This window comes from Amycolatopsis anabasis, from assembly GCF_009765355.1.
GTDB lineage: Bacteria > Actinomycetota > Actinomycetes > Mycobacteriales > Pseudonocardiaceae > Amycolatopsis > Amycolatopsis anabasis.
The window spans coordinates 134,181-157,926 of the sequence record NZ_VTHK01000005.1 but is presented as its reverse complement, the minus strand read 5'-3'; the positions used below and the strand labels follow the sequence as shown (position 1 = coordinate 157,926).

General features: G+C 72.4%; 20 protein-coding genes. 6 read left to right on the top strand and 14 right to left on the bottom strand.

The features are described from left to right. Window positions 1-58: 58 nt before the first annotated feature. The 4 genes from FXO23_RS08875 to FXO23_RS08860 all read right to left on the bottom strand — a co-directional run bounded on the left by FXO23_RS08875 (window position 59) and on the right by FXO23_RS08860 (window position 4,595). Complete coding sequence (locus FXO23_RS08875; RefSeq protein WP_158882758.1) at window positions 59-3,091, bottom strand: helix-turn-helix transcriptional regulator; 3,033 nt, start codon at window positions 3,089-3,091, stop codon at window positions 59-61. Between the two features lie 56 nt (window positions 3,092-3,147). After that, entirely contained in the window at window positions 3,148-3,351 is a 204-nt protein-coding gene (locus tag FXO23_RS08870; protein ID WP_158882756.1) for a hypothetical protein, read from the bottom strand. A gap of 160 nt (window positions 3,352-3,511) precedes the next feature. Beyond that, entirely contained in the window at window positions 3,512-3,709 is a 198-nt protein-coding gene (locus FXO23_RS08865; RefSeq protein ID WP_158882754.1) for a DUF397 domain-containing protein, read from the bottom strand. A gap of 16 nt (window positions 3,710-3,725) precedes the next feature. After that, the gene (locus FXO23_RS08860; protein WP_158882752.1) at window positions 3,726-4,595 is read right to left on the bottom strand and encodes a helix-turn-helix domain-containing protein; all 870 of its coding nucleotides are present in this window, start codon (window positions 4,593-4,595) and stop codon (window positions 3,726-3,728) included. A gap of 207 nt (window positions 4,596-4,802) precedes the next feature. Between FXO23_RS08860 and FXO23_RS08855 the strand changes: the two genes are divergently transcribed. After that, window positions 4,803-5,165, top strand: a complete 363-nt coding sequence (locus FXO23_RS08855; RefSeq protein ID WP_158882750.1) for a hypothetical protein — start codon at window positions 4,803-4,805, stop codon at window positions 5,163-5,165. A gap of 72 nt (window positions 5,166-5,237) precedes the next feature. On the opposite strand, the gene dacB is transcribed toward FXO23_RS08855, so the two are convergent. From dacB to FXO23_RS08805, 10 genes are all read right to left on the bottom strand, one after another. Continuing rightward, complete coding sequence (gene dacB, locus FXO23_RS08850) at window positions 5,238-6,776, bottom strand: D-alanyl-D-alanine carboxypeptidase/D-alanyl-D-alanine endopeptidase (RefSeq protein WP_158882748.1); 1,539 nt, start codon at window positions 6,774-6,776, stop codon at window positions 5,238-5,240. A gap of 112 nt (window positions 6,777-6,888) precedes the next feature. Further along, window positions 6,889-7,803: an acyl-CoA thioesterase II gene (tesB, locus tag FXO23_RS08845; protein WP_158882746.1), complete on the bottom strand. Its 915-nt coding sequence runs from the start codon at window positions 7,801-7,803 to the stop codon at window positions 6,889-6,891. A 36-nt stretch (window positions 7,804-7,839) separates the two neighbouring features. Then, on the bottom strand, window positions 7,840-9,264 hold the full coding sequence (pyk, locus tag FXO23_RS08840; RefSeq protein WP_158882745.1) for a pyruvate kinase: 1,425 nt from the start codon (window positions 9,262-9,264) through the stop codon (window positions 7,840-7,842). 85 nt (window positions 9,265-9,349) lie between these two features. After that, complete coding sequence (locus tag FXO23_RS08835) at window positions 9,350-10,036, bottom strand: ABC transporter ATP-binding protein (protein WP_158882743.1); 687 nt, start codon at window positions 10,034-10,036, stop codon at window positions 9,350-9,352. Beyond that, window positions 10,033-10,785 carry an ABC transporter ATP-binding protein gene (locus tag FXO23_RS08830; RefSeq protein ID WP_158882741.1) on the bottom strand — a complete coding sequence of 251 codons (753 nt, stop codon included), beginning with the start codon at window positions 10,783-10,785 and terminating at the stop codon, window positions 10,033-10,035. Before FXO23_RS08830 ends, FXO23_RS08835 begins: the two co-directional genes overlap by 4 nt. Continuing rightward, window positions 10,782-12,713 carry an ABC transporter permease gene (locus FXO23_RS08825; protein ID WP_158882739.1) on the bottom strand — a complete coding sequence of 644 codons (1,932 nt, stop codon included), beginning with the start codon at window positions 12,711-12,713 and terminating at the stop codon, window positions 10,782-10,784. Before FXO23_RS08825 ends, FXO23_RS08830 begins: the two co-directional genes overlap by 4 nt. Then, on the bottom strand, window positions 12,710-13,909 hold the full coding sequence (locus FXO23_RS08820; protein ID WP_158882737.1) for an ABC transporter substrate-binding protein: 1,200 nt from the start codon (window positions 13,907-13,909) through the stop codon (window positions 12,710-12,712). Before FXO23_RS08820 ends, FXO23_RS08825 begins: the two co-directional genes overlap by 4 nt. A 65-nt stretch (window positions 13,910-13,974) precedes the next feature. Further along, window positions 13,975-15,414 carry a serine hydrolase domain-containing protein gene (locus tag FXO23_RS08815; protein ID WP_158882735.1) on the bottom strand — a complete coding sequence of 480 codons (1,440 nt, stop codon included), beginning with the start codon at window positions 15,412-15,414 and terminating at the stop codon, window positions 13,975-13,977. A gap of 93 nt (window positions 15,415-15,507) precedes the next feature. Next, the gene (locus FXO23_RS08810) at window positions 15,508-16,695 is read right to left on the bottom strand and encodes a serine hydrolase domain-containing protein (RefSeq protein ID WP_179956721.1); all 1,188 of its coding nucleotides are present in this window, start codon (window positions 16,693-16,695) and stop codon (window positions 15,508-15,510) included. A 30-nt stretch (window positions 16,696-16,725) separates the two neighbouring features. Continuing rightward, window positions 16,726-18,324, bottom strand: coding sequence for an AMP-binding protein (locus FXO23_RS08805; RefSeq protein ID WP_218951932.1), 1,599 nt, complete (start codon window positions 18,322-18,324; stop codon window positions 16,726-16,728). Window positions 18,325-18,476: 152 nt separating this feature from the next. Between FXO23_RS08805 and FXO23_RS08800 the strand changes: the two genes are divergently transcribed. The 5 genes from FXO23_RS08800 to FXO23_RS08780 are packed head-to-tail and all read left to right on the top strand — an operon-like array spanning window position 18,477 to window position 23,742. Continuing rightward, window positions 18,477-19,307 (top strand): SDR family NAD(P)-dependent oxidoreductase, encoded by an 831-nt coding sequence (locus FXO23_RS08800; RefSeq protein WP_158882733.1) that lies wholly within the window; start codon window positions 18,477-18,479, stop codon window positions 19,305-19,307. Continuing rightward, the gene (locus tag FXO23_RS08795) at window positions 19,304-20,680 is read left to right on the top strand and encodes an OB-fold domain-containing protein (protein ID WP_158882731.1); all 1,377 of its coding nucleotides are present in this window, start codon (window positions 19,304-19,306) and stop codon (window positions 20,678-20,680) included. Before FXO23_RS08800 ends, FXO23_RS08795 begins: the two co-directional genes overlap by 4 nt. Next, a complete protein-coding gene (locus tag FXO23_RS08790; RefSeq protein WP_158882729.1) occupies window positions 20,680-21,867 on the top strand; it encodes an acetyl-CoA acetyltransferase in 1,188 nt (395 codons plus the stop codon). Before FXO23_RS08795 ends, FXO23_RS08790 begins: the two co-directional genes overlap by 1 nt. Continuing rightward, window positions 21,864-22,757, top strand: a complete 894-nt coding sequence (locus FXO23_RS08785; protein WP_158882727.1) for an SDR family NAD(P)-dependent oxidoreductase — start codon at window positions 21,864-21,866, stop codon at window positions 22,755-22,757. Before FXO23_RS08790 ends, FXO23_RS08785 begins: the two co-directional genes overlap by 4 nt. 10 nt (window positions 22,758-22,767) lie before the next feature. After that, window positions 22,768-23,742, top strand: coding sequence for an amidohydrolase family protein (locus FXO23_RS08780; protein ID WP_158882725.1), 975 nt, complete (start codon window positions 22,768-22,770; stop codon window positions 23,740-23,742). Window positions 23,743-23,746: the final 4 nt, after the last annotated feature.

Sequence of the window (23,746 nt, the reverse complement as noted above, 5' to 3'; positions counted from 1 at the left end):
CGGCTCGCCGCTGTCATGAGGGGACCCCTCCGGACAAGAATCGTCAGGAGGGGTCCCCTCATGACACGGTCGGTTTGGTGAGGAGGCCGCGGTCGTAGGCGATGGCGACCGCTTCGGCTCGGCGGGCGGCGCCGAGTTTGGCCATGACGCGGGAAAGGTGCACGCTCACGGTCTTCTCGCTGATGTAGAGCTCGGCGCCGACCTGGCGGTTGGTGCGGCCGAGGGCGACCCGTTCCAGCACGGCGCGTTCCCGGTCGGTCAGCGGATCCGCGGTGTCGCGTTGCGGCGGCGCGGCGGCCGGTTCGAAGCCGGGCAGGTCGACCCGGGCCCGGCGGGCGACCTCGCGCACCGCGTCGCGCAGCGGCACCGCGCCGAGCCGTTCGGTCACCGCGTGCGCCTCCCGCAACCGCTCCGCGGCCAGTTCGGCGTCGCCGGAGTCGGCGAGCAGCGACTTCGCCTGCTGCCAGCGGCAGACGGCCTGCTCGTACACCGCGCCGAAGCCGAACGCGTCGATCGCCTCGCCCCAGCGCGCCGGATCACCGGGACCGCGCAGCCCGGTCGCGGCGGCTTCGGCCCGGGCCAGCCAGGCCCGGCCCTCCGGCCCGAGCGTGCCCGCGCGCGGGTGGCCGTGTTCGACACATTGGCGGACGTGCAGCAGGAGCGCTTCTCCGGCGGCGACCGCGGTGGCCGCGGTTTCCTCGTCGCTCCGGGCTCGCGCGGCCGCCGCCTGTGCCGCGGCCGCCGAGATCCCCAGCGCGCCGAGCCGGATCCCGCCGAGCAGCCAGGGCTCGAACTCCTCCAGCCACCCGACCGCCTCCTGCGCCCGGCGGACCGCGCCCGCGTGGTCGCCCCGCCAGCAGGCCAGCTCGACGCCCGCGGCTCCGGCGGCGAGCGAGATCTGGATATCGGACCGCCACTGCGGGCGCAGCGAATCGATGAGCTTCTCGGCGACGGCGAACTGGCCGCGGGCGACCACGAGCGGCGCCCAGGCGGCGGCCATCCTCGCCGCGACCGCGCTCGACACGCCCCGGCCGGTGCGCCCGGCGCCGGACGTGTCCGGCCAGTCGCCGATGAGGTAGCGCAGGAACAGGTGCCTGGCCCGGACCTCCAGGCCGTATGCGCTCCAGTTCAGCCCGGTTTCCTCGGCCTGTTTGGTGGCGCTCTCGTACAGCGCGATGGCCGGTTCCAGTTCGGCCTGGTCCTCGTAGCTCAGGGCCTGGAAGTACCGCGCCCGCAGTTCCGCGTTGAGCGCTCCGGCGTCCCGGGCCTTCTGTTCCGCCTCACGCAGGCGTTCGCGGGCCTCTTCCTTGTCCCCCGCGGAATCGGCGAGCGTGCCCAGCACGATCAGCGCGGCGGCCTCCCCGCCCTGGGTGCCCACCGCGCGGGCATCGGCCAGCGCGGTCCGCGCGCTCCAGGCCGAATCGTCCAGCCGGTCGATGGCGCGCAGGATCGAGGCCCGGGTCGCGAGCACCCAGGCCCGTGCGCCGCTGGGTTCCGCGTCGGCCACCAGCTCCCATGCGCGGCCGATCGCCTCGACCGCCTCGTCCAGGGTGCCTTCCACGGCGAGCAGGGCCTCGGCGAACCGCCGCCACGTCTTCGCCGCGCGCTCGGCGTCGATCTCGCCGGTCAGCGTCTGCACCGCGGTGCGCGCGTAGGCGATCGCGCGCTCCGGCTCCCCGGAGGTGCCCGCGAAGTACGAGGCCTCGTGCAGCAGCCGGAGTTCGTCGATGCCCTCGGGCCGCCCCTCCGGGGGCACCGCGTCCCAGATCTCCAGCGCCTGTTCGACGTGCCGGAGCGCGGCGCCCGGCGCGCCGAGCTTCTCGGCCTCCTCCATCGCCCGCAGCAGGGCGGGCAGCGCGGTGACCAGGTCGCGGCTCTGCAGGCTGTGGTAGGCGAGTTTCGCGTCATGCCCTCGCCCCTGCGGCCGGGACCGGATCCGGGCCGCGTAGGCGGCGTGCATCCGCGTCCGCTCCCCCGGCAGCAGATCGCCGTACACGGCTTCCTGCAGCAACGCGTGCCGGAACGTGTAGAACCCGCGCTCGATGATCAGCACGTGGTGCTGGACCGCCTCGCGCAGCGCCTCGTCGAGTTCGAACTCGCCCAGGCCGGAGACCTCCACCAGCGCCGCGTGCGCGACGGGCTCGCTCGCCACCGCGATCGCCCGCAGCACCCGGCGGGCGTCCGGGGACAGCGTCTCCAGCCTGGCCAGCAGCACCTCGGCGAGCCCGGCGGGCAGATCGGTGCAGTCCTTGCCCGACGCCATCAGCTCCTCGGCGAAGAACGGGTTGCCCTCGGACCGCTCGACGACGGTGGCCACCACGTCCGGCGGGACCGGTTCGTCGGCCAGCGCCTCGACGAAGGCCCGCGCGTCGGCGGGGCCGAGCGGCCGCAGTTCGAACCTGGTCACCGTGGCCAGCCGGACCAGTTCGGCGAGCAGCGCCCGCAGCGGATGCCGCCGGTGCACGTCCTCTTCGCGGTAGCTGGCCACGATCAGCAGGCGCTGCGCGCGCAGCCGCGAGACCAGGAACGACAGCAGGTTGCGCGTGGACCCGTCGGCCCAGTGCAGATCCTCCAGCAACAGCACCACGGGCCGGTGCTCGGCGATCTCGGTGAGCACCCCGAGCACCGCGTCGAACAGCTGCAGCTGGCCCAGATCGCGCTCGGTGCGGACGCGGCGCAGCGGCTCGGCGTCTGCGGAGGTGACCGGAACGTGCTCGGCGCCCGGCGGCGACGGCACCAGCTCGACCTGCGGGAGCAGGCGACCGAGCGCCGGGCGCGCCCGGACGGCCGCCGCGACCACCTCGTCGGCCGCACCGGCGAGCGGGGCCAGCGCCTCGGCGAACGGCAGGTACGGCAGCCCGCCCTCGCGGACGTCGATGCAGCGGCCGGTCAGGACCACCGCGTCGCGCTCGGTGGCGAACTCCCCCAGTTCGGTGAGCAGCCGGGTCTTGCCGACCCCGGCATCGCCGGCGAGCAGCACCGCACCGGCCTCCCCACGCTCGGCGCGTGCGAAGGCCGTGCGGAGCCGGCGCATCTCCTCGGTGCGGGCGATGAGCGGGATTCCGGAGCCAAGACGGGGCACAAGGTGCATTCTGACCTACCCCACCGACATTCCCGCCACGGATTTCGCTCCGGGCATGACCGCCCCTACCCGGCGGCGGTGCCGACCGTGGCCTGCTCGTGCTCCCCGCGGCGCTGCTCCGGTATCCGTACCTCGGTCGACCTCGACCAGGGCAACTTCCACCGGCGCTTCGGGCTGACCACCCGGCTGCCGCGCCCGGCCTTGCGCAGTTCCTCGGTGCGGTAGGCGACCTCGGCCTGAACCGCGTCGAAGATCCAGTCGTTTCGCATGATCTTTCTCCCTCTTTTCGACTCTTCCGGTGCGACACTCAGAGTCGTCCTGAGGGTGTGCCCCGGGCATCGGGAGATCACCCAAGGCTTGGACGCGATTCGACCCCTTACCCGGCCTGGCCCCTGCTCGGCCGGGTAAGGGGTCGACGGTGGAACTGGTTCAGCCGAGGTCGAGGCTGCCCGCGCCGGCGGCGCCGAGCAGCCCGCGCCAGCCCCGGGAGGAGACCCTCAGCAGGCCGCCCTCGGGGTTCTTCGAGTCGCGGACGGCCATTCCCTCGCTGGTCAGGGCGATCTCGACGCAGTCGTTGCCGCCTCCGCTATGGCTGCTCTTGCGCCACTCGAGCCTGGAACGATCCATGCTCCCCACTCCTTAGTCAGTTCTTGCTCGGTCCCGGTAAGGGCAGCCGCGCGGCGGTTTCGGCGATCAGCCCGAGCGAGTCGTCCGGACGCAGCGCGGCGGCACGCAAATGGTCGTACATCATCGAATACCGCCGGATTTCGGGGGGCATCTCCAAATACAGGCCGCTCGGGGTGTTGTCCACGTAGACGACGTCCGGATCGGCCGGTTCGGGGAAGCTCAGGATGAGGAAGGGGCCTTCCATCCCGGGGTGGGCGCCCGCGCCGAACGGCACCACCTGGATGGTCACATGGGGCAGTTTGGCGATGGCGAGGATCCGGGCGAACTGCTCGGACATCACCTCCGGACCGCCGACCATGCGGTGCAGCACCGCCTCGTCCATCACCGCCCAGTACTGCGGCGGCGACGGGTCGGTGAGCAGTTCCTGACGCGCGAGCCGCGCGTCCACCCGGCGCTGGACCTCGGTGTCGTCGGCGTCCGGCCGCATCGCGCGGAACACCGCGCGCATGTAGCGCTCGGTCTGCAGCAGCCCGGGCACCAGCAGGGCCTGGAACGCCCGCAGCGAGCTGGCGTCCGCCTCCAGCCCGACGAACGCGCCGGTGAACAGATCGTTGTAGGCGTGCCACCAGCCGCGTTTGCGGGCCTCGCGGGCGAGCTGGACCAGGGCCTCCCGCTCTTCGCCGGTGATGCCGTACAGCTCGAGCAGATCCCGGACGTCACGCGGAGTGACACCGACGTGACCGGTTTCGATACGGCTGATTTTGGACGCCGAACATTCCAGTTTCTCGCCGACCTCGTCGATGGTCAGCTCGGCGGCCTCCCGCAACCGGCGCAATTCACCGGAAAGCCTGCGCCGCCGGACGGTAGGCCCCTGACCTCGGGTCATGCTGCACCTCCGCGTCGAGCTTCGCGTCCAAGTTATGTCATATCTAACCAGTCGCTCACACACCCCGTGAGCTCTTAACGGTCGCGACTGTGACAGGCGCCCCGGTTGGTGGACTGCAATTTGCAGAATGCCGTTGTACGCTCGCAGTATGCGCCCGATTCACCGGGCGTTCGCTGGGGAAGGCAGAGGAGCGGAGGGGGACACGACGTGTTCGAGCGCGAATCCATCGTCGGCCCGCTGCAGGCCTCTGTGCATCGCAGACTGGACGATCTCACTCGATCGGTTGACACCGCGGACGAGACGATCGCCGCGAACCTGGGGTTCACCGAGATCCCGATCCTGGTCGAGGCGTTGCGCGCGGTGCTCGCCGAACACGAGCCGGACGCGCGCGGACGCTGCCCGGCCTGCCGGAGCAGGCTCTCCCGGATGCTGTTCCGCAAGCGCAGCCGCACGCCGTGCCGCGCCTACCTGGCCGTCCAGCTCCGCCTCGGCATCGGCGACGAGCCGGTCGTCCCGCCGAGCACCAGCCACCACCGGAAGAGGAAGCAGCACCTGCACTACGCGAGCTGAAGCTTCCTCGCGGAGGGGCCCGGGATTGTCCCCCGACCGATCCCGGCCCCTTCCGTGTGTTCGGCGAACCCCTCAGCAGGCTTTGAGCCAGCTGCATTCCACGTCGTCGCGCCCGGACGGAGCCAGTTTCGCGGTGACGCGCGGTTGCGGTCGGTCCGCGGCGCCCGCGTACTGGGCCAACCGGACGGCGACCGCGTCTTCCAGGGCCTTCGGGGTGCCCAGGGCCTGGTTGGTGACCATGGCGAAGACCAGTTCCTCGCCGTTCGCCGCGGTGACGTAACCGGACAGCGAACTCACCCCGGACAGCGAGCCGGTCTTGGCGTGCACCTTGCCCTCCGCCGGGGTGCCGCGCATCCGGGTGCGCAGCGTGCCGCCGACCATCCGGTCCGCATTCCCGGCCACCGGCAGCGCCGCGTAGAACCGGTCGAACCACGGTTTCGAACGCGCGGCGAGCAGCAGCGAGGCGAGCTGATCGGGTGCCACCTGGTCCATTCTGGACAGACCAGAACCATCCACAACAGACAAACGATTGGGGTCGATTCCCAATCCAGACAAGGCTTTCTCGACCGCCGCCACCCCGTCCTTCCAGTCTCCCTGCCCACCTGATCGCCGACCGGCGGCCTTCACCAGGGCCTCGGCGTGCATGTTGTTGGACAGTTTCAGGAACGGGGTCGCAAGCTCGCCGACGGGCATCGAATCGCGGCGGGCGAGCACCGCGCTTCCCGGCGGTGTCGCACCGGAACCGGTGCCGCCGAGCACCCGCACGCCGTGCCGGGCGAGCGCGTCCCGGAAGATCGCGGTGGCCAGGCCGGAGGGTTCCCAGACCGCCAGGTACTCCCGCACCGGGCTCGCCCCGGCCGGGATCGTGCCGCTCACCGTGAACGTGTTCGTCCCGTGCTCCCGGTCCACCGCGACCGCGGCGGCGCCGCCGGAGGTGGTCTTCGCGGTGTTGACCACGCGGACGTAGTCGTTCGGCGGGTCCAGCTCCACGACCGCCGGACCGCCCGGTGCACCGGGACGCACGCGCACGATGATCGAACCCGCGTCGTAGTCGGTGTCCGGCGCGATGGTCAGCGCGGAGATCTGCGCGTTGTAGTAGAACGGCTCGTCGTCCCACGCCCAGCCGGAGCCCAGGCGGACCTGGTCGAAGAAGGTGTCGTCGGCCCGGAGTTCGCCGCGCACCAGGCGCACTCCGCGCGCCGCCACCTCGGCCGCGAGCTTGTCGTAGTCGGCGGCCAGCACGGTCGGATCGCCGCCGCCACGCAGGTAGAGATCCCCGTCGAGCAGCGGACCGGCCCGGCGCCCGGTGGACTCGACCGTGGTGTGGAAGCGGTAGTCCGGTCCGAGCACGTCGAACGCCGCGGCGCCGCTGAGCAGCTTGGCGTTCGACGCGGGCTGGCGTCGGCGGTCGCTTTGCCGGGTGTAGAGCACCTCGCCGGTGCTCGCCTTGCGGACGACCAGGCCGGGATCCGCACCGGCCAGGGACGGATCGGCGAGGATCGCGTCGAGGTCCTTGCCGAGCGGGTTGCCGGCCTGTGTTGAATCGGCGCGCCCCCCGGGCACGCTGAGCAGTGCGGCGATCAGGAGCAGAACGAGTGCAGCGGCACGCATGACCCGGAATCGTATGGGATCCGGAGTCCCCCAAAGTGGCTTTCGGGGCGCTGGATGTACCCAATGCGGCGTTCGGGGCGTTGAAGGTACCGAACGCCGCATTGGGGGACGTTCACAGGACGCGCAGCAGGCCTTCTTGGACGACGGTGGCGATGAGGGTGCCGTCCTGGGCGAAGAAGCGGCCGGTGGCCAGGCCGCGGGCGCCGGAGGCGGTCGGCGACGCGCTGTCGTAGAGGAACCATTCGTCGGCCCGGAACGGCCGGTGGAACCACAGCGCGTGGTCCAGGCTCGCGCCGAGCACCTTGTCCAGATCCCAGTAGACGCCGTGGCGGGCCAGCACCGAGTCCAGCAGGGTCATATCCGAGGCGTAGGTGAGCACGCACACGTGCAGCAGCTGCAGATCCGGCAGCTTGCCGTCAGCGCGCATCCAGACCCGGTTGTGCGGGCGGCGCTCGCCGGTTTCGCGGGTGACCCAGGGCGGGTCGTTGACGTACCGGATGTCGATCGGCCGCGGGCGGTCGCGGAGCGCGGCGATGGTCTCGCCGAAGTAGCCCTCGACCCGCTCGCGCAGCGTCGGCAGGGACTCCGGCGCCGGCACGTCCGGCATCTCCTCGGACGTGTGCTCGATGCCCGGTTCCTCCTTCTGGAAGGAGGCGGACAGCGAGAAGATCGCCTTGCCGTGCTGGACCGCGACCACCCGGCGGGTGGTGAACGAGCGGCCGTCCCGGATCCGGTCGACCTCGTAGACGATCGGCACGCTCGGGTCGCCGCCGCGGATGAAGTACGCGTGCAGGGAATGGACCTTGCGTTCCGCGGGCACGGTCCGACCGGCCGCGACGAGCGCCTGGCCCGCGACCTGCCCGCCGAACACCCGGACCGGCGAATGCCGCGGGCTGACCCCGCGGAAGATGTTCTCCTCGATCTTCTCCAGGTCGAGCAGCGCGACCAGCCGGTCGAGCGTCTGCTGGCCACCGGCGGAGCTGACGGTGTCCAGCTTGTCGGCGGCGTCCCTGGCCAGTTCAGTCATGACGTGACCTTATGCCGTGAAGTACCGCGAGTACTTCTAGGCGTGGTCGTCTTCACCGAGCCGGTGGACGCGGATCAGGTTGGTGGAGCCGACCGTGCCGGGCGGCGAGCCCGCGACGATGACCACCAGGTCACCCGGCTGGTAGCGGCCCATCTCCAGCATGGCGTGGTCCACCTGCTGGATCATCTGGTCGGTCGAGCCGACCTTGGCCACCAGGCGGGTCGTGGTGCCCCAGGTCATCGCGAGCTGGCTGCGCACGCTCTCCTCCGGCGTGAACGCGAGCAGCGGCAGCCGGGTGTGCAGGCGGGCGAGCCGGCGCACGGTGTCGCCGGACTGCGTGAAGGCGACCAGCGCCTTGGCGTTCAGCCGCTCGCCGATGTCCCGGGCGGCGTAGGAGATCACGCCGCGCTTGGTCCGCGGGACGTGGCTCAGCGGCGGCACGGTCGGCGAATCGGTCTCGACGGCCTCGATGATCCGGCCCATGGTCCGCACGCTGTCGATCGGATACCGGCCGACGCTGGTCTCCCCGGACAACATGAGGGCGTCCGCGCCGTCCAGCACCGCGTTCGCGACGTCGGAGGCCTCGGCTCGGGTCGGCCGCGAGTTGTTGATCATCGAGTCGAGCATCTGGGTCGCCACGATGACCGGCTTCGCGTTCTCCCGGGCGATCTGGATGGCCCGCTTCTGCACCAGCGGGACCTGCTCCAGCGGCAGCTCCACGCCGAGGTCACCGCGGGCGACCATCACGCCGTCGAACGCGAGCACGATGGCCTCGAGGTTGTAGACGGCCTCGGGCTTCTCCAGTTTGGCGACGACCGGGAGCCGGCCCTTGCCCACCCGGTCCATCACCTGGTGCACCAGGTCGATGTCGGCGGGCGAGCGCACGAAGGACAGCGCGATGAAGTCGACTCCCAGCTCCAGCGCGAACTCGAGGTCTTCGATGTCCTTTTCGGACAGTGCGGGCACGGAAACGTCCATGCCTGGCAAAGAGACGCCCTTGTTGTTGCTGACCGGACCGCCCTCGGTGACCTCGCACACCACGTCCGAGCCCTCGACGTCCTTGACCACCAGGCCGACCTTGCCGTCGTCGACCAGCAGCCGGTCGCCGGACTTGGCGTCCTTGGCGAGGCCGGAGTACGTGGTGGACACCCGGTCGTGCGTGCCGGCCACGTCCTCCACGGTGATCCGCACGACGTCGCCGGTGCGCCATTCGACCGGCCCGCCGGCGAAGGTGCCCAGCCGGATCTTGGGGCCTTGCAGGTCGGCGAGGATGCCGACCGCGCGCCCGGACTCCGCGGCAGCGGCCCGGATCAGGTCGAAGACCTGCTTGTGGTCGCTGTGCGTGCCGTGGCTGAAGTTCATTCTCGCGACGTCCATGCCCGCGTTCACGAGTTCGCGGACCTTTTCCTCGGTCGCGGTCGCGGGGCCAAGGGTACAGACGATCTTCGCGCGTCGGCTCACATTCACACAGCTTAGACCCTTGGGCGACGCAAGTCTGTACCGATCCCGGAATCGATCCCGAAAAGTTCACCTCGTGGTTGCCTGGTCACTCTGCGCCGAGATAGCTGTCGGCCAGCAGTTCCGGCCGCTCGGCCAGGTCGGCGGCGGGCCCGCGCAACGCGGTCCCGCCCCGGCGCAGCACCAGCGCCTGGTCGGCGGTCGCCAGCGCCAGCGGCACGTACTGCTCGGTGAGCACGACCGCCGCGCCGGTCTCCCGGGCCACCCGGCGGACCACCGGCAGCAGCCGCCGGACCACCAGCGGCGCCAGGCCGAGGCTGAGTTCGTCGATCAGCAGCAGCCGGGGCCGCATCGCGATCGCCTTGGCCAGCGCCAGCATCTGCTGTTCACCGCCGGAGCACAACCCGCAGCGCCGGTTCAGCAGCCGTTCGAGTTCCGGGAACCACTCGAGCGCGGTGGCCACCCCGCCCCCGCGGACCAGCCGCAGGTTCTCCCGCACGGTGAGCTGGTGGAAGACGCCGCGGTCCTGGGGCACGCAGGCCAGCCCCAGGCGCGCCAGCCGGTCCGGGCGGAGGCCGGTGACCCGGCGCCCCTCGAGCACCACCTCCCCGCCGAGTGCGGGCAGCAGCCCGGCGAGGGTGTGCAGGGTCGTGGTCTTGCCCGCCCCGTTCGGCCCGAGCAGGGCGAGCACTTCGCCGGAAGCCACGGTGAAGGACACCTCGCGGACGACGGCCACTCCCGAGTAGCCCGCGAACAGCGCGTTGACCTCGATCACGGCTCCCCCAGATAGGCGGCGACGACCCGGTCGTCGGCACGGATCGCGTCGGGCGCGCCCGCGGCGATCAGGCAGCCGTAGTCGAGCACGGCGACCTGGTCGCAGACGTCGAGCACCAGCGCCATGTCGTGGTCCACGAGCACCACCGCGACGCCTTCTCCGGCGATGCGCCGCAGCCGTTCGCCGAGCGCGCGGCCGGCCTCGCCGTCGAGCCCGGCGGCGGGTTCGTCGAGCAGCAGCACGCTGGGCGCCGACGCGAGCGTGCGGGCCAGCGCGACCAGTTTCCGCTGCCCGTAGGACAGTTCGGCGGGCCGCCGGTCCGCCAGGTCACCGAGGCCGAGCAGGTCCAGCGCCGCGTCCGGTCCGGCGGCCCGCCCGCGACGCCCCGGCCGGACCAGATCGGCCAGGACCCGCCGGGCCGAGAACCGGAAACCCGCGACCTCCAGGTTCTCGCGCACGGTGAGGTCGCCGAACAGCTCCACGGTCTGCCAGGTGCGCACCAGCCCCCGGTGCGCCCGGACGTGCGGCGGCTCCCGGTGCAGGGGCCGCCCGCGCAGCAGGATCTCGCCCTCGGCCGGGACGAATCCGGTGAGCGCGTCCAGCAGGGTCGTCTTCCCGGCGCCGTTCGGCCCGATCAGGCCGGTGACGGCGCCCGCGGGGACGGTCAGCGAAAGGTCCGACACCGCGACGAGCGCCCCGTAGCGCACGGTCAGCGATCGGCAGGCGAGTGCCGCCTCTTCCCCGCTCATCGGCTCAGCACCCCGCGCAGCCGGGCGTAACTTTCCCGCGCTTTCCCGGCGATTCCGCTCGGGTTCGCGATCGCGGCCACGATCAGCAGGGCGCCGGCGATCAGCGCGTAGTACTTGCCGCCGTTGACATACCGGTCCAGCACCACGTATCCGATGCCCAGCGGCGCGATCAGGCCGGTGACCAGGGCGCCGCTGATGCTGGTGATCCCGCCGAGATAGGCCGCCGCGAGCACGGAAAGCCCGACGAAGACGCCGAACGACTCGGCGGAGAGCTGGCCCCGGCTGTAGCCGATCAGCGCGCCGCTCAGCCCGGCGATGAACGACGCGAACCCGAACGCGAACAGCTTCGCCGTGGCCACGTCGATGCCCACCGACGCCGCGGCGCGCTCGTTGGAGCGCACGGCCAGCAACGCGCGGCCGGTGCCGCTGCGCATCAGGTTCGCCACCAGCAGCCCGGTGACCGCGAGCACGGCCAGCACGAGCAGCGCGAACGGCAGCCGGGCCAGCTCGGTTCCCTTGCGCACGGCCAGATCCAGGCCGAACAGGCGCACCGGCGGGATCGGGTTCCCGGCGAGCGGCACGAGATTCGGGTTGCGCAGCACCACCTGTTCGATCGCCACCGCCGCCGCGAGCGTGACGACCGCGAGTTGCACGCCCCGGGTCCGCAACGCCGGCAGTCCGGCCACCACGCCGACCGCGGTGGCCGTCGCCGCGGCGAGCAGGGTGGAGATCGGGAACGGGATGCCGAGCCCGTCGGCGAGCCGGGACAGGGTGAACCCGGCGACCCCGGCCAGCGCGACCTGGGCGAGCGAGATCTGGCCGACCAGCCCGGTGAGCACCACGAACGACAGGCTGAGCAGGGCCATGATCATCGAGGTGAGCACCCCGAACCGGTTGCCGCCGTGGGTGAACACCAGGCACAGCGCGCCCGCGCCGACGAGCAGGGTCACCGCGACCGGGTGGCAGCGGGGCGGAACCACCTCCGGCAGCGGCCGCGAGACCGCCGCGCCCCGCTGGGGCAGGCGGGCGCCCAGTACGGTCAGCGCGACGACGATCACCAGGACCGGCAGCGCGTTGACCACCCCGGCCGCGAGCCAGTCCGGCCACCACGGCTGCGTGGTGAGCAGCCCGACCTCGGCCTGGGACGCGCCGAGCACCAGCCCCGCGGCGCACGCGATTCCGGGCGAGGTGAGCCGGCCGACCAGCGCGCAGGCCAGCGCGGGCACCACAAGCAAGGTGAACTGACCGGGGTTGAGCCCGGTCAGCGGCGCGGCGAGGACGGCCACCGCCCCGGCGACGGTCGCGGCGAGGACGCTCGTGACGGCGGAAAGCCGGTCCGGCGCGTAGCCCAGCAGCGCCGCGGCCCGCTCGTTCTCCGCGGCGGCCCGGGTCGCCAGGCCGAGCCGGGTGCCCGTCGAATACCAGCGCAGGCCCAAGCCCAGCAGGATCACCACGCCGGTCAGCAGCAGCGCCTCGACCGGCAGCCCGGCGATCCGCCCGGTCGGCAGGACGGGGGCCACCGCGCGGGGCAGGTCGCCGAAGTCGAGCACCACGAGTTCCTGCACGACGAGCAGCAGCCCCACCGAGGCGACGACCGGCGCGAGCACCGGGGCGCCGCGGAGTGGACGGAAGACAAGAAGATGCGCGAGCGCGCCGAGCAGGCTCCCGGACAGCACCGCCACCACGAAGGCCACCGGCGTGCCGACGTGGTCGGCCACGTGGAACCGGCCGATCCAGCCCGGCAGCGGCAGCACGAAGTCCCCGGTCGTGCGCAGTTCGTCGAAGACGTACGCCGGCCACATCGCCATCGCCCCCTGGGCGAAGTTGATGCCGCCGGTGCCGCGGAAGGTGACCACGAGCGCCATCGCCAGCGCCGCGTAGACGGCCCCGGCGGACAGCCCGGTGACGCCGAACAGCAGCTGGTTCATCCGACCAGTCCGGTGACGTCCACGAAGTCCCTGGTCTGCGCCTGCTGACCACCGTCGGGCCGCACGCGGTAGACCAGCAGGGAATGGCCGCAGCTCGACTGTCCTTTGAGGACGGTGTGGTCGCAGGTCAGCAGCGGGCCGAGGAAACCGTCGAGGTTCTTCGTCGACCGCAGCGCGGCGCTCACGCTCACGCCGTCGATCGGGCCGTTGATCGTGGCCAGCACCCGGGACAGGTTGACGGTGTCGGCGAAGGTCCACTGGGCGAGGCCACCCGCGATGGCCTCCTGCCCGGCGGCCTTCATCGCGTCGAGGTAGGTGCCGAGCTCCCGCTGTTTCGCGGGTGGGGCGGCGGGCACGTCGGTGACCTTCCACAGGTCCGAATAGGTCTCCACGCCGTGGGCCCCGGCGCCGAGCGCTTTCGCGAACGCCGAGCAGGAGGCCGCGAGCAGGCGTCCGGGGTAGCCCGCCGAGCGGAACGCGGTGAGCACGCTGACGCAGGTCGCGTCGGTGCCCACGTAGAGCCCGGAAACCTGCGGGTTCTTCGCCATCGCCGCGGCCACCGCCGTGGGCCAGTTGGGCGCCTGGACGTCGTAGTAGATCGGTTCGTAGGCGATGCCGAGTTTGGTCGCGGCCGGTTTCAGCACGGTGTCCGCGTACCGGCGCGCGGCGGGCACGTCCGGGGTGACGAACGCGGCGCTGCGCAGCCCCTGTCCGGCGTAGTACTTCAGGGCGGCGACGCCGTACACCGCGGGCGCGGCGCCGAAGAAGTAGGCGTTCTCCGCGGTTTCCTGCCCCGGACTGGCCGCGATGTGGCCGACCAGCGGGAGCTGGGCGGAAGCAAGGATCGGCAGCACCGCCTCGGCCCCGGTGTCCAGGCCCTCCAGCACCGCGACCACGCCCTCCTCGACGAACCGGTTGGCACAGGCGATGGATTTCTCCGGCGAACCGTCGCTGGCGCAGTAGCTCACCCGCAGCGGCCGCCCCTTGACCCCGCCGAGGGCCCGGTTGACGTAGTCGACGCCCGCCCGGGAGCCCGCGGCGAGTTCGGGGAAGTTGAGCCGGCCGATCTCGTCGTTGAGGAAGCCGAGCAGGATCGGCGCGTTCGGCTCCGAGGAGGTGGGCTCCGGCGCACACGAGAGCGCGGAAACCGCTGCCGCGCAAGCGAAAGCGGCCAGGAAGGATCTTCGGGGTCGCATGGGGGCTCCCGGGATTCGGTGGGGCGCGGGCGTTCGGGACCGCCCGCGCCCCCGGTCGGCGAAGGTCAGATCGAGCGGTAGACGGCCTGGGTGAGCGCGATCGACCGCTGGTCGTCGTAGGTGCGGATCAACTGGGTCGGCAGGTAGGCGAACGCGAGCTGGTTCACCGGATCGGCGAAGGCCATCGATCCCCCGGAGCCCATGTGCCCGAAGCACGCTTCGGCCGGGAACGGGAACAGTTCGGACCGCTTCGCGTAGCCGAGGCCCCAGGCGCTGCCGACCGCCGGGATGACTCCGTCCGGTCCGGACGACCGGTTGATCAGGGCCGCCCGGGCGATCGTCTGCGGGCTGAGCAGCCGGATCCCGTCGACCGCGCCGACCAGGCTCGCGTAGTGCCGGGCCATCGCGCGCGCGGTGCCGATCCCGTTGGCCGAGGTCAGCGGCGCCGCGTGGTACTCGGGCGTGTTGACCACGTCCCAGGTCAGGCCGAGCAGCGGGTTGACCGTCGCGCGGTGCACCAGCGTCGTCGGATCGGCGAGCGCCTTGTCCAGGGCCTGGATCCGCTCGTCCACCGGCCGCTTCGGGTCCGGCGCGATCAGCGGCGCGACCCGGGGTTCCTGGTCGGCGGGCAGGCCGAGCCAGAAGTCCAGCCCGAGCGGTGCCGCGATCTCCTTGGCGAACAGCTTGCCGATGCTCTCCCCGGTGATCCGGCGGACGATCTCGTCCAGCAGGTAACCGAAGTTCTGCACGTGGTAGCCGTGCCGGGAGTTCGGCGTCCACACCGGACGCTGCGCGGCGAGCGCCTCGGCCAGCGGCCGCCAGGCGACGACGTCGGCCAGGGTGAGCGGGCGGTCGATCACCACCACCCCGCTGCGGTGGGCCAGGATCTGGGCCACCGTGATGCCCTGCTTCCCGGCATCGGCGAATTCCGGCCAGTACTCGCGCACCGGGGCGTTCACGTCGAGCAGGCCGCGTTCGCTCAGCAGGTGCACGACCGTGGTGGTGGCTCCCTTGGTGCTGGAGTTCCACAGCGCCGTGGTGTCGGCGGCCCACGGGCGGCCGCTCGGGACGTCGGCCACCCCGCCCCAGAGGTCGACGACCAGGCGGCCGCGGTGGTAGACGGCCAGCGCGGCGCCGACCTCGCCCTGGTCGCGGAAGTTCGCCGCGAACGCGTCGCGGACGACGTCGAAGCGGGGCTCCACGCGTCCCCTCGGCACGACCGATCCCGGTGGCGCTCCGGGCGCCGCTCCGGCGGCGCGGACGAACGCGGCCGTGGCGCCGGCCATACCGGCGGAGACCAGCAGGGTGCGCCGGTCGAAGGCTCCCGTCAGTGCCTTTTTGAGAACGCGCGGACGCGCTCGTGCCGCCGGGGCTTGACCTGGCAGAGCCTCTCCCTTTCCGCTGTTCTGGCGCCCCGCCGTCCCGATCGCGTGGCCTTCGGCCGGGGCGCGTTCCCCGGCTCCATTCAGGCAGTTCAGCCCGGTTTGCAGATGCCCCATCAGCATGGCGGCCTCCCGGTGTCCGGCGGGACGAGGGCGCGGCAGGACGAGCACAGCGACATTGCTGCTCCTAACTGTTGGGTTTTCCTTGCAGGGCGATCACGTGAGCGCGCGGTACACCGCCTCGACGAGCGAACCCGACCGCGGGTCGCCGTAGTCGCGGATCATGTTGTTGGGCAGGTAGGCGAAGGCGAGTTCGCGCCCGGGGTCGGCGAACGCCCGCGATCCCCCGGCGCCGCCGTGCCCGAAGCAGCCCTCGGCCGGGAACGGGTGCAGCTCGCTGTGGACCGCGTAGCCCAGTCCCCAGCCGCTCACCACGGCCGGGATGAGCGCGTCCGGACCGTGCGACCGGGTCCGGGTCGCCTCGGCCACGGTTTCCGGTTTCAGCGACCGGATTCCGTCGACCTCGCCGAGCAGGCTCGCGTAGTGCCGGGCCATCGAGCGCGCGGTGCCGATCGCGTTGGCCGAGGTCAACGGGGCCGCGTGGTACGCGCGGGTGTTGACGCCGTCCCAGGTCGCCGCGGTGACCGGGTTGGCGACCGAACGGAAGAGCAGCGAACCGGGGTCGGCCAGGGCCGCGTCCATCGCGGCCAGCCGCGGGTCCTCGGCGGGCAGGCCGCCCTGCCCGTGCGTGATCATCGGCGCGACCGCGTCCTCCCGGTCCGCGGGCAGGCCGAGCCAGAAGTCGAGGCCGAGCGGTTCGGCGACCTCGGCCGCGAAGAGTTCGCCGACACCGCGCCCGGTGACCCGGCGCAGGATCTCGTCCAGCAGGTAGCCGAAGGTCTGCGCGTGGTACCCGTGCCGGGCGCCGGGTGTCCACACCGGACGTTGCGCGGCGAGCGCCTCGGCCAGGGGCCGCCAGGCCACCACGTCGTCCAGGGTGAGGTAGGGCGGATCGAGCACGGCGACCCCGCTGCGGTGCGCGAGCACCTGGGCCGCGGTGATCCCGTCCTTGCCCTCGGCGCCGAACTCCGGCCAGTACTCGCGCACCGGCGCGTCGAGGTCGAGCAGCCCGCGTTCGGCGATCAGGTGCACGACGGTGGCCGTGGCGCCCTTGGTGCTGGACATCCACAGCGCGGTGGTGTCCCGGTTCCAGGGGCGGCCGGACGCGGGATCGGCGTCGCCGCCCCACAGGTCGACGACCGGGCGGCCGCGGTGGTAGACGGCGACCGCGGCGCCCACTTCGCCGTGGTCGCGGAAGTTCCGGAGGAAGGCTTCGCGCACGGATTCGAATCCGGGCGCGACGAAACCTCCGGCGGTGCGCAAAGCAGGGTCGGACAGCGCCATTGCTGCTCCTTGCGGTTGTTCGGTTTCCCTTCAGCGGCCCAGATGTTCACGCCGCACGTGCATGCCCGCGAGTTCGCGATCCCAGGTGTCGGCGGTGACCCCGGTGCCCCGCAGGACGTGCTTCCGCACCTTGCTGGTCGGCGTCTTCGGCAGCGCGGGCAGGATTCGCACGTACCGCGGAACCATGAAGTGCGCCAACCGATCGCGCAGGAAGGTGATCAGCTCGGCCGGATCGAAATCGGCGTCCTCCACCGGGGCGACCACGGCCAGCACGTCCTCCTCCCCGTGGTCGCTCGGCACGCCCACCACCGCGGCCTCGCGTACCGCGGGGTGCGCGAGGATCTCGGCCTCCACCTCGAACGACGAGATGTTCTCGCCGCGGCGGCGGATCGCGTCCTTCATCCGGTCGACGAAGAAGTAGTCGCCGGTTTCGCCGATCCGGAAGGCGTCCCCGGTGTGGAACCAGCCGTTGCGCCACGCGGCGGCGGTGGCCTCGGGATCGCGCCAGTAGCCGCTGTTGAGCGTGTGCGGCAACTCGGTGCGGATGACCAGTTCGCCGACTTCGCCGGGCGGGACCTCGATGTCGTGCTCGTCCACCAGGCGGACCCGCACGCCGTCGCGCGGGCGCCCGCAACTGCCGACCACCGACGGGTTGGCGTCCGACAGCAGCGGCGAACTGATCTCGGACATGTTGAACACGGTGTAGATGTCGCAGCCGAAGCGCTTCCCGAAGATCGCTCCGTCCTCGGTGAGCGGCACCAGATAAACCGTCCGAAGTGGATTGTCCGCGTCCCGCGGGCTCGCCGGGCGGTTGAGCAGGAAGTTCGCCATCACCCCGAGCAGCACGCACGACGTCGTGCCGGTGCGCCGGATCAGCGCCCAGAACGTGTCGGTGTCGAATCCCCCGGCCAGCACCACCGAACCGCCCTGCACCAGGGTGCCCAGGACGTCGACCGCCCCGCCCGCGTGGAACAGCGGCAGGTTGACCAGGAACCGGTCGTCGGCGGCGAGCGGGAAGCACGACGTCGTCGCCCACGCGTGCAGGTACGAGGAGAGCACGCCCTTCGACGGCCCGGTGGTGCCCGAGGTGTACAGGATCGCGTACGGGTCCCAGGGCTGTGCCGGGCATTCGCGGATCGCGTCCGGGATGCCGGCCGTCTCCAGCACTTCCGCCTGGTGCACCCGGAAGGGCGCGCCGCGGAACCCCCGCGCGGGCGGGCCGGTCACCACGACGTCGGTCAGCGAACCCGGGCCGAGTTCGGCCAGCCGCGGCAGCAGTTCCCCGTGCACCACGGCCACGCGGGCGTCCGCGTTCGCGACCACGTGGCCGAGCAACGCGCCGCGGTAGGCGGTGTTGATCGGGACGTGGACCGCGCCGAGCTGGTTGGCCCCGAACCAGGAGCGCAGCGCGTCCGGCCCGTTCGGCAGCCAGCAGAGCACCCGGTCCCCCGCGCGAACGCCCAGGGCGTGCAGCCCGGCCGCGGCCCGCAGCGTCGCGCGGTGGCATTCGGCGTTGGTCCAGACCCGCTCGTCGTCGAACAGGACCGCCAGGTCGTCCGGCCGCCGCTGCGCCGATCGCGCGATCGCGCAGGGCAGAACGCAGTCCTCGCGGGACGGCAACGCTGCCATGGACATCACCTCGCTAAATGGACGTTCAGACCGTAACACGATTATTCCCAGGGTCAACAACGAGTTAATCCGCTTGTTACACCGGCAACTTGTTGACTTGTGCGTAGTACCAGTCGTACCTTCCTCGCTAAACGAGTGTTTAGGAGGCGGTCGTGGCGGGATCCTTCCAGGGCAGGGTGGCGCTCGTGACGGGCGCGGCCTCCGGTATCGGGGCCGCCACGGCCCGCACGCTGGCGGACGCGGGAGCCGTGGTCGTCCTGGCCGACCGGGACCAGAAGGTCACCGAGGTGGCGGGCAAGCTCGCCGCCGAGGGCCGGGAGGTCGTGGCGCAGCGCTGCGACCAGACCCGCCCGGACGAGGTCACCGCGCTCGTCGACCGGGTCCACGCGGAGTACGAACGCCTCGACGTGTGCGTCGCGAACGCGGGCTACGGCCGGGCCGTCCCGTTCCTGGACACCCCGTTGCCGGTGTGGCAACGGACCTACGACATCAACGTGACCGGGACTTTCCTGGTGTGCCAGGCGGCGGCCCGCCGGATGGTGGCCTGCGGCGACGGCGGCTCGATCGTGGTCACCTCGTCGTCGGGCTCGCAGGTCCCCGCCGCGCTGTTCTCCGCCTACTGCTCGGCGAAGGCGGCGTTGAACATGCTGGTCGCGGTGATCGCCTACGAGCTCGGCGCGTTCGGCATCCGGGTGAACGCGGTCCTGCCGGGGGTCGCCGAAACGGCGATGACCAAATCCCTGCTGGACACCGGCGCCCGGGAGGCGTTGCAGGCGGAGCTGCCGCTCGGCCGCCTCGCGCAGCCGGACGACGTGGCGGCCGCGATCGCGTTCCTCGCCGGACCGGAGAGCCGGTACGTCAGCGGGGCCTCGCTGCTGGTCGACGGCGCGGGCAGCCGGTTCGCGCCGGGCTGGTTCGCCACCGATTTCCGCACCCGGGGCGGCGCCGACTGGCGGCAGCGGCACGAGCGGGCCGGGCGATGAGCGGCATCGTGGCCTACGGCGGTTACGTCCCGGCCCACCGCATCTCCCGGAACCTGTTGCACGGCAACGGAAAACGCGGCGGCAGCCGGTCCGTGGCCGGGTACGACGAGGACACCACCACGATGGGCGTCGAGGCCGCCCGCCGCGCGCTCGCCGGTCTCCAGGCCCGCGAGGCGGCGCTGTACTTCAGCACGGCGGCCCCGGCCTACCTGGACAAGACGAACGCCACCACGCTGCACGCCGCCCTGGACCTCGACGAAACGGCCCCGGCGGCCGATCTCGGCGGCGGCCCGCGCTCGGGGGCGGCCGCGCTGCGGCTCGGTCTCGGCGCCGCGCGGCGCTCCCTGGTCGTGCTGTCCGATATCCGCACCGGGCTGCCCGGCAGCGCGGACGAACGCGACGGCGGCGACGGCGCGGCGGCGTTCCTGGTCGCGGACTCGGGCCCGTTCGTCGCCGAGTACCTGGGCGGGGCGAGCCGCAGCGCCGAGTTCTTCGACCGCTGGCGGCTGCCCGGCGCGCCCGCCGCGCAGCACGCGCACGAGCAGTTCGGCGCCGAGGTGCTGGTGCCGCTCGGCGAGGCGGCGCTGACCGACGCGCTCGCCGAGGCCGGGGTGCCCGCGCACGGGGTCGACCGGCTCGTCGTCGCGGGTTCGAACGCCCGCGCGGTCCGGCAGGTCGCGACCGGCCTCCCCGCGGAGCGCGTCGACCGCCCGGAGGAGAACACCGGCGACGCGGGCACCGCGCAGCCGGGCCTGCTGCTGGCCGCGGTCCTGGACCGCGCCGGACCGGACGAGACGATCGCGCTGCTGGTCCTGGCCGACGGCGCGGAGGCCTTCGTCTTCCGCACCACCACCCGGCTCGCCGCGGCGCGGCGCGCGGAACCACCGGCCCGCACCATCGACGTCGGCTACCCGACCTTCCTCAACTGGCGCGGGCTGCTGGCGACCGACGCCACGCTCCGCCCGCCGCCCGCGGCGGCCACCCCACCGGCGAGCTACCGCGCGAACCGCTGGCGGCTGGCGCTCTACGCCGGGGTGTGCCGCTCGTGCCGGACGCGGCAGTTCCCCCCGCAACGCGTCTGCGCGCGCTGCCGTTCCAGCGAGGAACCGGAGCTGGTGCGGCTCGCGGATTCCGGCGGGGTGATCACCGCGCTCACCATGGACCGCATCGCGTGGACCCCGCAGCCACCCGCCACCTTCGCCGTGGTGGACCTCGACGGCGGCGCCCGGCTGCACTGCGAACTGACCGATGTGGACGGTTCCCCGGGCCGGCCCGGGGACCGGGTCGCGATGACGTTCCGCCGCCGGTACACCACCGACGGGCGGCACACCTACTTCTGGAAGGCACGCCCGGCACACCGAGGGGAGAACTGATGGCCGCCAACGGAATCGCCAGTCGGATCGCGATCATCGGCATGGGCTGCACCCGGTTCGGGCAGCGGCGGGAACGCGATGTCGGCGGGCTGCTGGCGGACGCGGCGCAGGAGGCGGCCGAAAGCGCACGCGTCGACCTGGCCGACGTGGACGCGTTCTGGCTGGGCAGTTTCGGTTCGCTCAAATCCGGGGTCGCCCTGGCCAAGGCGTTGAAGACCGAGTTCAAACCGGTGACCCGCACCGAGAACTTCTGCGCCACCGGTTCCGACGCGTTCCGCAACGCCTGCTACGCCGTGGCCGCGGGCGCGTACGACGTGGCGATGGTGGTCGGCGCGGAGAAGATGACCGACGCGGGCTACCCCGGCCTGCCGTTCGGCATGCCGCCCGGGGACGGAACCGATCTGGACATCACCCCGCCCGGCACGTTCAGCTACCTCGCGCAGGGCTACCAGCGGCGGTACGGCGTCGATCCGGACCTGCTGAAGTCGGCGATGACCCACATCGCGTGGCGCAACCACCGCAACGGCGTGCCGAATCCGCGAGCCCAGTTCCGCACCGAGGTGGCCAAGGAGGTGATCGCCGCCGCACCGCCGATCGCGGGCAACCTGAGCCTGTTCGACTGCGGCGCGATCGGGGACGGCGCCGCGGCGGCGATCATCGTCCGGGCCGAGGACGCCTCGCGTTATCCCGGGAAACCGGTGTACGTGCGGGGCATGTCGTTCGCGGTCGGTCCCGGCACCGGGCTGCTCGACCCGGCCTTCGACTTCAGCTCGTTCCCCGAGGTGATCACCTCGGCGCGGCAGGCGTACCGGCAGGCCGGGATCACCGATCCCCGGGGCCGGCTCGCGCTCGCCGAGGTGCACGACTGCTTCACCGTCACCGAGCTGATCCTGATGGAGGATCTCGGGTTCGCCGAGCCCGGGCACGCGTGGAAGGCCGTGCTGGACGGGGTGTTCGACCGCGAGGGCGAACTGCCGGTCAACACCGACGGCGGGCTGAAGTCGTTCGGCCACCCGCTCGGCGCGTCCGGTATCCGGATGATGTTCGAGTGCTGGCTGCAGTTGCGCGGCGAGGCCGGGGACCGCCAGCTGGACACCCGCGCGGATCTGGCGCTCACCCAGAACCTGGGCGGGAATCCCGGGGAATGCGTCTCGTTCGTCGGCGTTTTCGGCACCGAGCGGTCATGACCGGGGAACTCGACTTCACCGGCCGGGTCGCGGTCGTGACCGGGGGCGGGCGCGGGCTCGGCCGCGAGCACGCGCTGCTCCTGGCCGGGCGCGGCGCCGCCGTGGTGGTCAACGATCTCGGCACGGACGCCGACGCGGTGGTCGACCGGATCCGCCGCGACGGCGGGCGGGCCGAGGCCGTGCACTGCAGCGTCGGCGAGCGGGCCGGGGCGGACCAGGTGGTCACCACCGCGATCACCCGGTTCGGGCGGCTGGACATCGTGCTCAACAACGCCGGGGTCACCCGGGTGCGCTGGGACATCGCGATCCGGGTGAACCTGTCCAGCTGCTTCTGGCTCACCCAGGCGGCCTGGCCGTTCCTGGTCGCGCAGGGCTACGGCCGGATCGTGAACACCACTTCGGCGGCGGGCCTGTTCGGGTTCACCGCGCCGCCCGGTGAAGGGCTGGACTTCTACGGCTACGGCGCCGCGAAGATGGGGGTCGTCGGGCTCACCCTCAACTGCGCGTTCGCCGGGGAGCCGCACGGGATCAAGGTGAACGCCGTCGCGCCGGTCGCGCACACCCGGATGTCAGCCGAGCATCCCGATCCCCGGGTGACGCACTGGCTGGAGGAGCACTTCCCCGCGCACCTGGTGTCCCCGGTCGTCGCTTACCTCGCCCACCGCGACTGCCCGGTGACCGGGCAGGTGATCACCGCGGGCGGCGGGCGGCTCGCCCGCGTGTTCGTCGCGGAAACCCGCGGGAACCAGCGCCCGGCGACGACCGTCGAGGAGGTCCGCGACCAGTTCGCGGCGGCCTGCGCGCTGACCGACCACGTGGTGCCGGTCGGCGCCGCCGAGGAGACCACCCTGTTCGACCGGTACGTGCGGCCCGGTCGGCATCGTGACTGAAGGAGCAGTCGTGGAACCGATCATCGATGTCTGCGGGGCGGTGTACGACGTCGACTGCTGGCGGGTGCACCTGCGCACCTTCGCCGATCTCGCACCCGGCTACCTGCGGTTCTTCGGCCCCGCGTTCACCGCCCACGCCGGGGCCGATCCGGATCGCTACGACCGGGCGCTGCGGACCAGCCCGTACGCCGCGATCGAGCTGCTGATCGAGGCGCGCGGGCTCGGGTTGTCCGAGGCCGAGCACGTGGACATGGTGCGCGCCCAGGGAATCCGCCACCAGGTACTGCACGGCGCCCAGGCCGCGCTGCCCGGCGGGGACACGGTGAACGACCGCGTCGCGCGCCGGGCGGCGGCGCATCCGGAGCTGTTCACCGCGTGGGCCGGGCTGGATCCGGCCCGGCCCGACGAGGCCCTGCGCGAACTCGAGCGCTGCGTCGAACTCGGCATGCGCGGGGCGGCGATCGTGCACTTCGTGAGCGGCGCCGACCCGGACTCCCCCGGCTGCCACCGGATCTACGCCCGGCTCGCCGAGCTCGGCCTGCCGCTGTGGCTGCACACCGGGACGAACCTCGCGGCGAACCGCCCGATCACCAGTTGCACCTGGCAGCACGTCGACCGCATCGCGGGCGCCCACCCCGAGCTCACCGTGCTCGGCGGGCACGGCGGCTGGCCGTGGGTGCTGGAGGGGATCGCGGTCATGCAACGGCATCCGAACGTCTTCCTGGAGTTCTCCGCGCACCGGCCGCGGGTGATGGCGAAACCCGGGTCCGGCTGGGAACCGCTGCTGCTCTTCGGCCGTTCGGTGCTCAGGCACCGGGTGCTGTTCGGCTCCGCCGGGTTCGTGCACCGGCAGAGCCTGCGGGAACTGGCCGACGAGATCGACGAGCTGAACCTGGGCGCCGAGGCCGCCCGGGCGTGGCGGCACGACAACGCCGCCGCGCTGCTCCGCTTGCCCGAACTCGCGGCCACGGGCGGGGTGGCGTGATGGG

Bases quoted from the DNA above. Each gene is read 5' to 3' on its own strand.
- FXO23_RS08820 (WP_158882737.1), bottom strand. From the start codon at position 13,909: ATGCGACCCCGAAGATCCTTCCTGGCCGCTTTCGCTTGCGCGGCAGCG.
- FXO23_RS08795 (WP_158882731.1), top strand. From the start codon at position 19,304: ATGAGCGGCATCGTGGCCTACGGCGGTTACGTCCCGGCCCACCGCATC.
- FXO23_RS08870 (WP_158882756.1), bottom strand. From the start codon at position 3,351: ATGCGAAACGACTGGATCTTCGACGCGGTTCAGGCCGAGGTCGCCTAC.
- FXO23_RS08825 (WP_158882739.1), bottom strand. From the start codon at position 12,713: ATGAACCAGCTGCTGTTCGGCGTCACCGGGCTGTCCGCCGGGGCCGTC.
- FXO23_RS08865 (WP_158882754.1), bottom strand. From the start codon at position 3,709: ATGGATCGTTCCAGGCTCGAGTGGCGCAAGAGCAGCCATAGCGGAGGC.
- FXO23_RS08805 (WP_218951932.1), bottom strand. From the start codon at position 18,324: ATGGCAGCGTTGCCGTCCCGCGAGGACTGCGTTCTGCCCTGCGCGATC.
- FXO23_RS08810 (WP_179956721.1), bottom strand. From the start codon at position 16,695: ATGGCGCTGTCCGACCCTGCTTTGCGCACCGCCGGAGGTTTCGTCGCG.
- FXO23_RS08815 (WP_158882735.1), bottom strand. From the start codon at position 15,414: ATGCTGATGGGGCATCTGCAAACCGGGCTGAACTGCCTGAATGGAGCC.
- FXO23_RS08860 (WP_158882752.1), bottom strand. From the start codon at position 4,595: ATGACCCGAGGTCAGGGGCCTACCGTCCGGCGGCGCAGGCTTTCCGGT.
- FXO23_RS08785 (WP_158882727.1), top strand. From the start codon at position 21,864: ATGACCGGGGAACTCGACTTCACCGGCCGGGTCGCGGTCGTGACCGGG.
- FXO23_RS08790 (WP_158882729.1), top strand. From the start codon at position 20,680: ATGGCCGCCAACGGAATCGCCAGTCGGATCGCGATCATCGGCATGGGC.
- FXO23_RS08830 (WP_158882741.1), bottom strand. From the start codon at position 10,785: ATGAGCGGGGAAGAGGCGGCACTCGCCTGCCGATCGCTGACCGTGCGC.
- tesB (WP_158882746.1), bottom strand. From the start codon at position 7,803: ATGACTGAACTGGCCAGGGACGCCGCCGACAAGCTGGACACCGTCAGC.
- dacB (WP_158882748.1), bottom strand. From the start codon at position 6,776: ATGCGTGCCGCTGCACTCGTTCTGCTCCTGATCGCCGCACTGCTCAGC.
- FXO23_RS08875 (WP_158882758.1), bottom strand. From the start codon at position 3,091: ATGCACCTTGTGCCCCGTCTTGGCTCCGGAATCCCGCTCATCGCCCGC.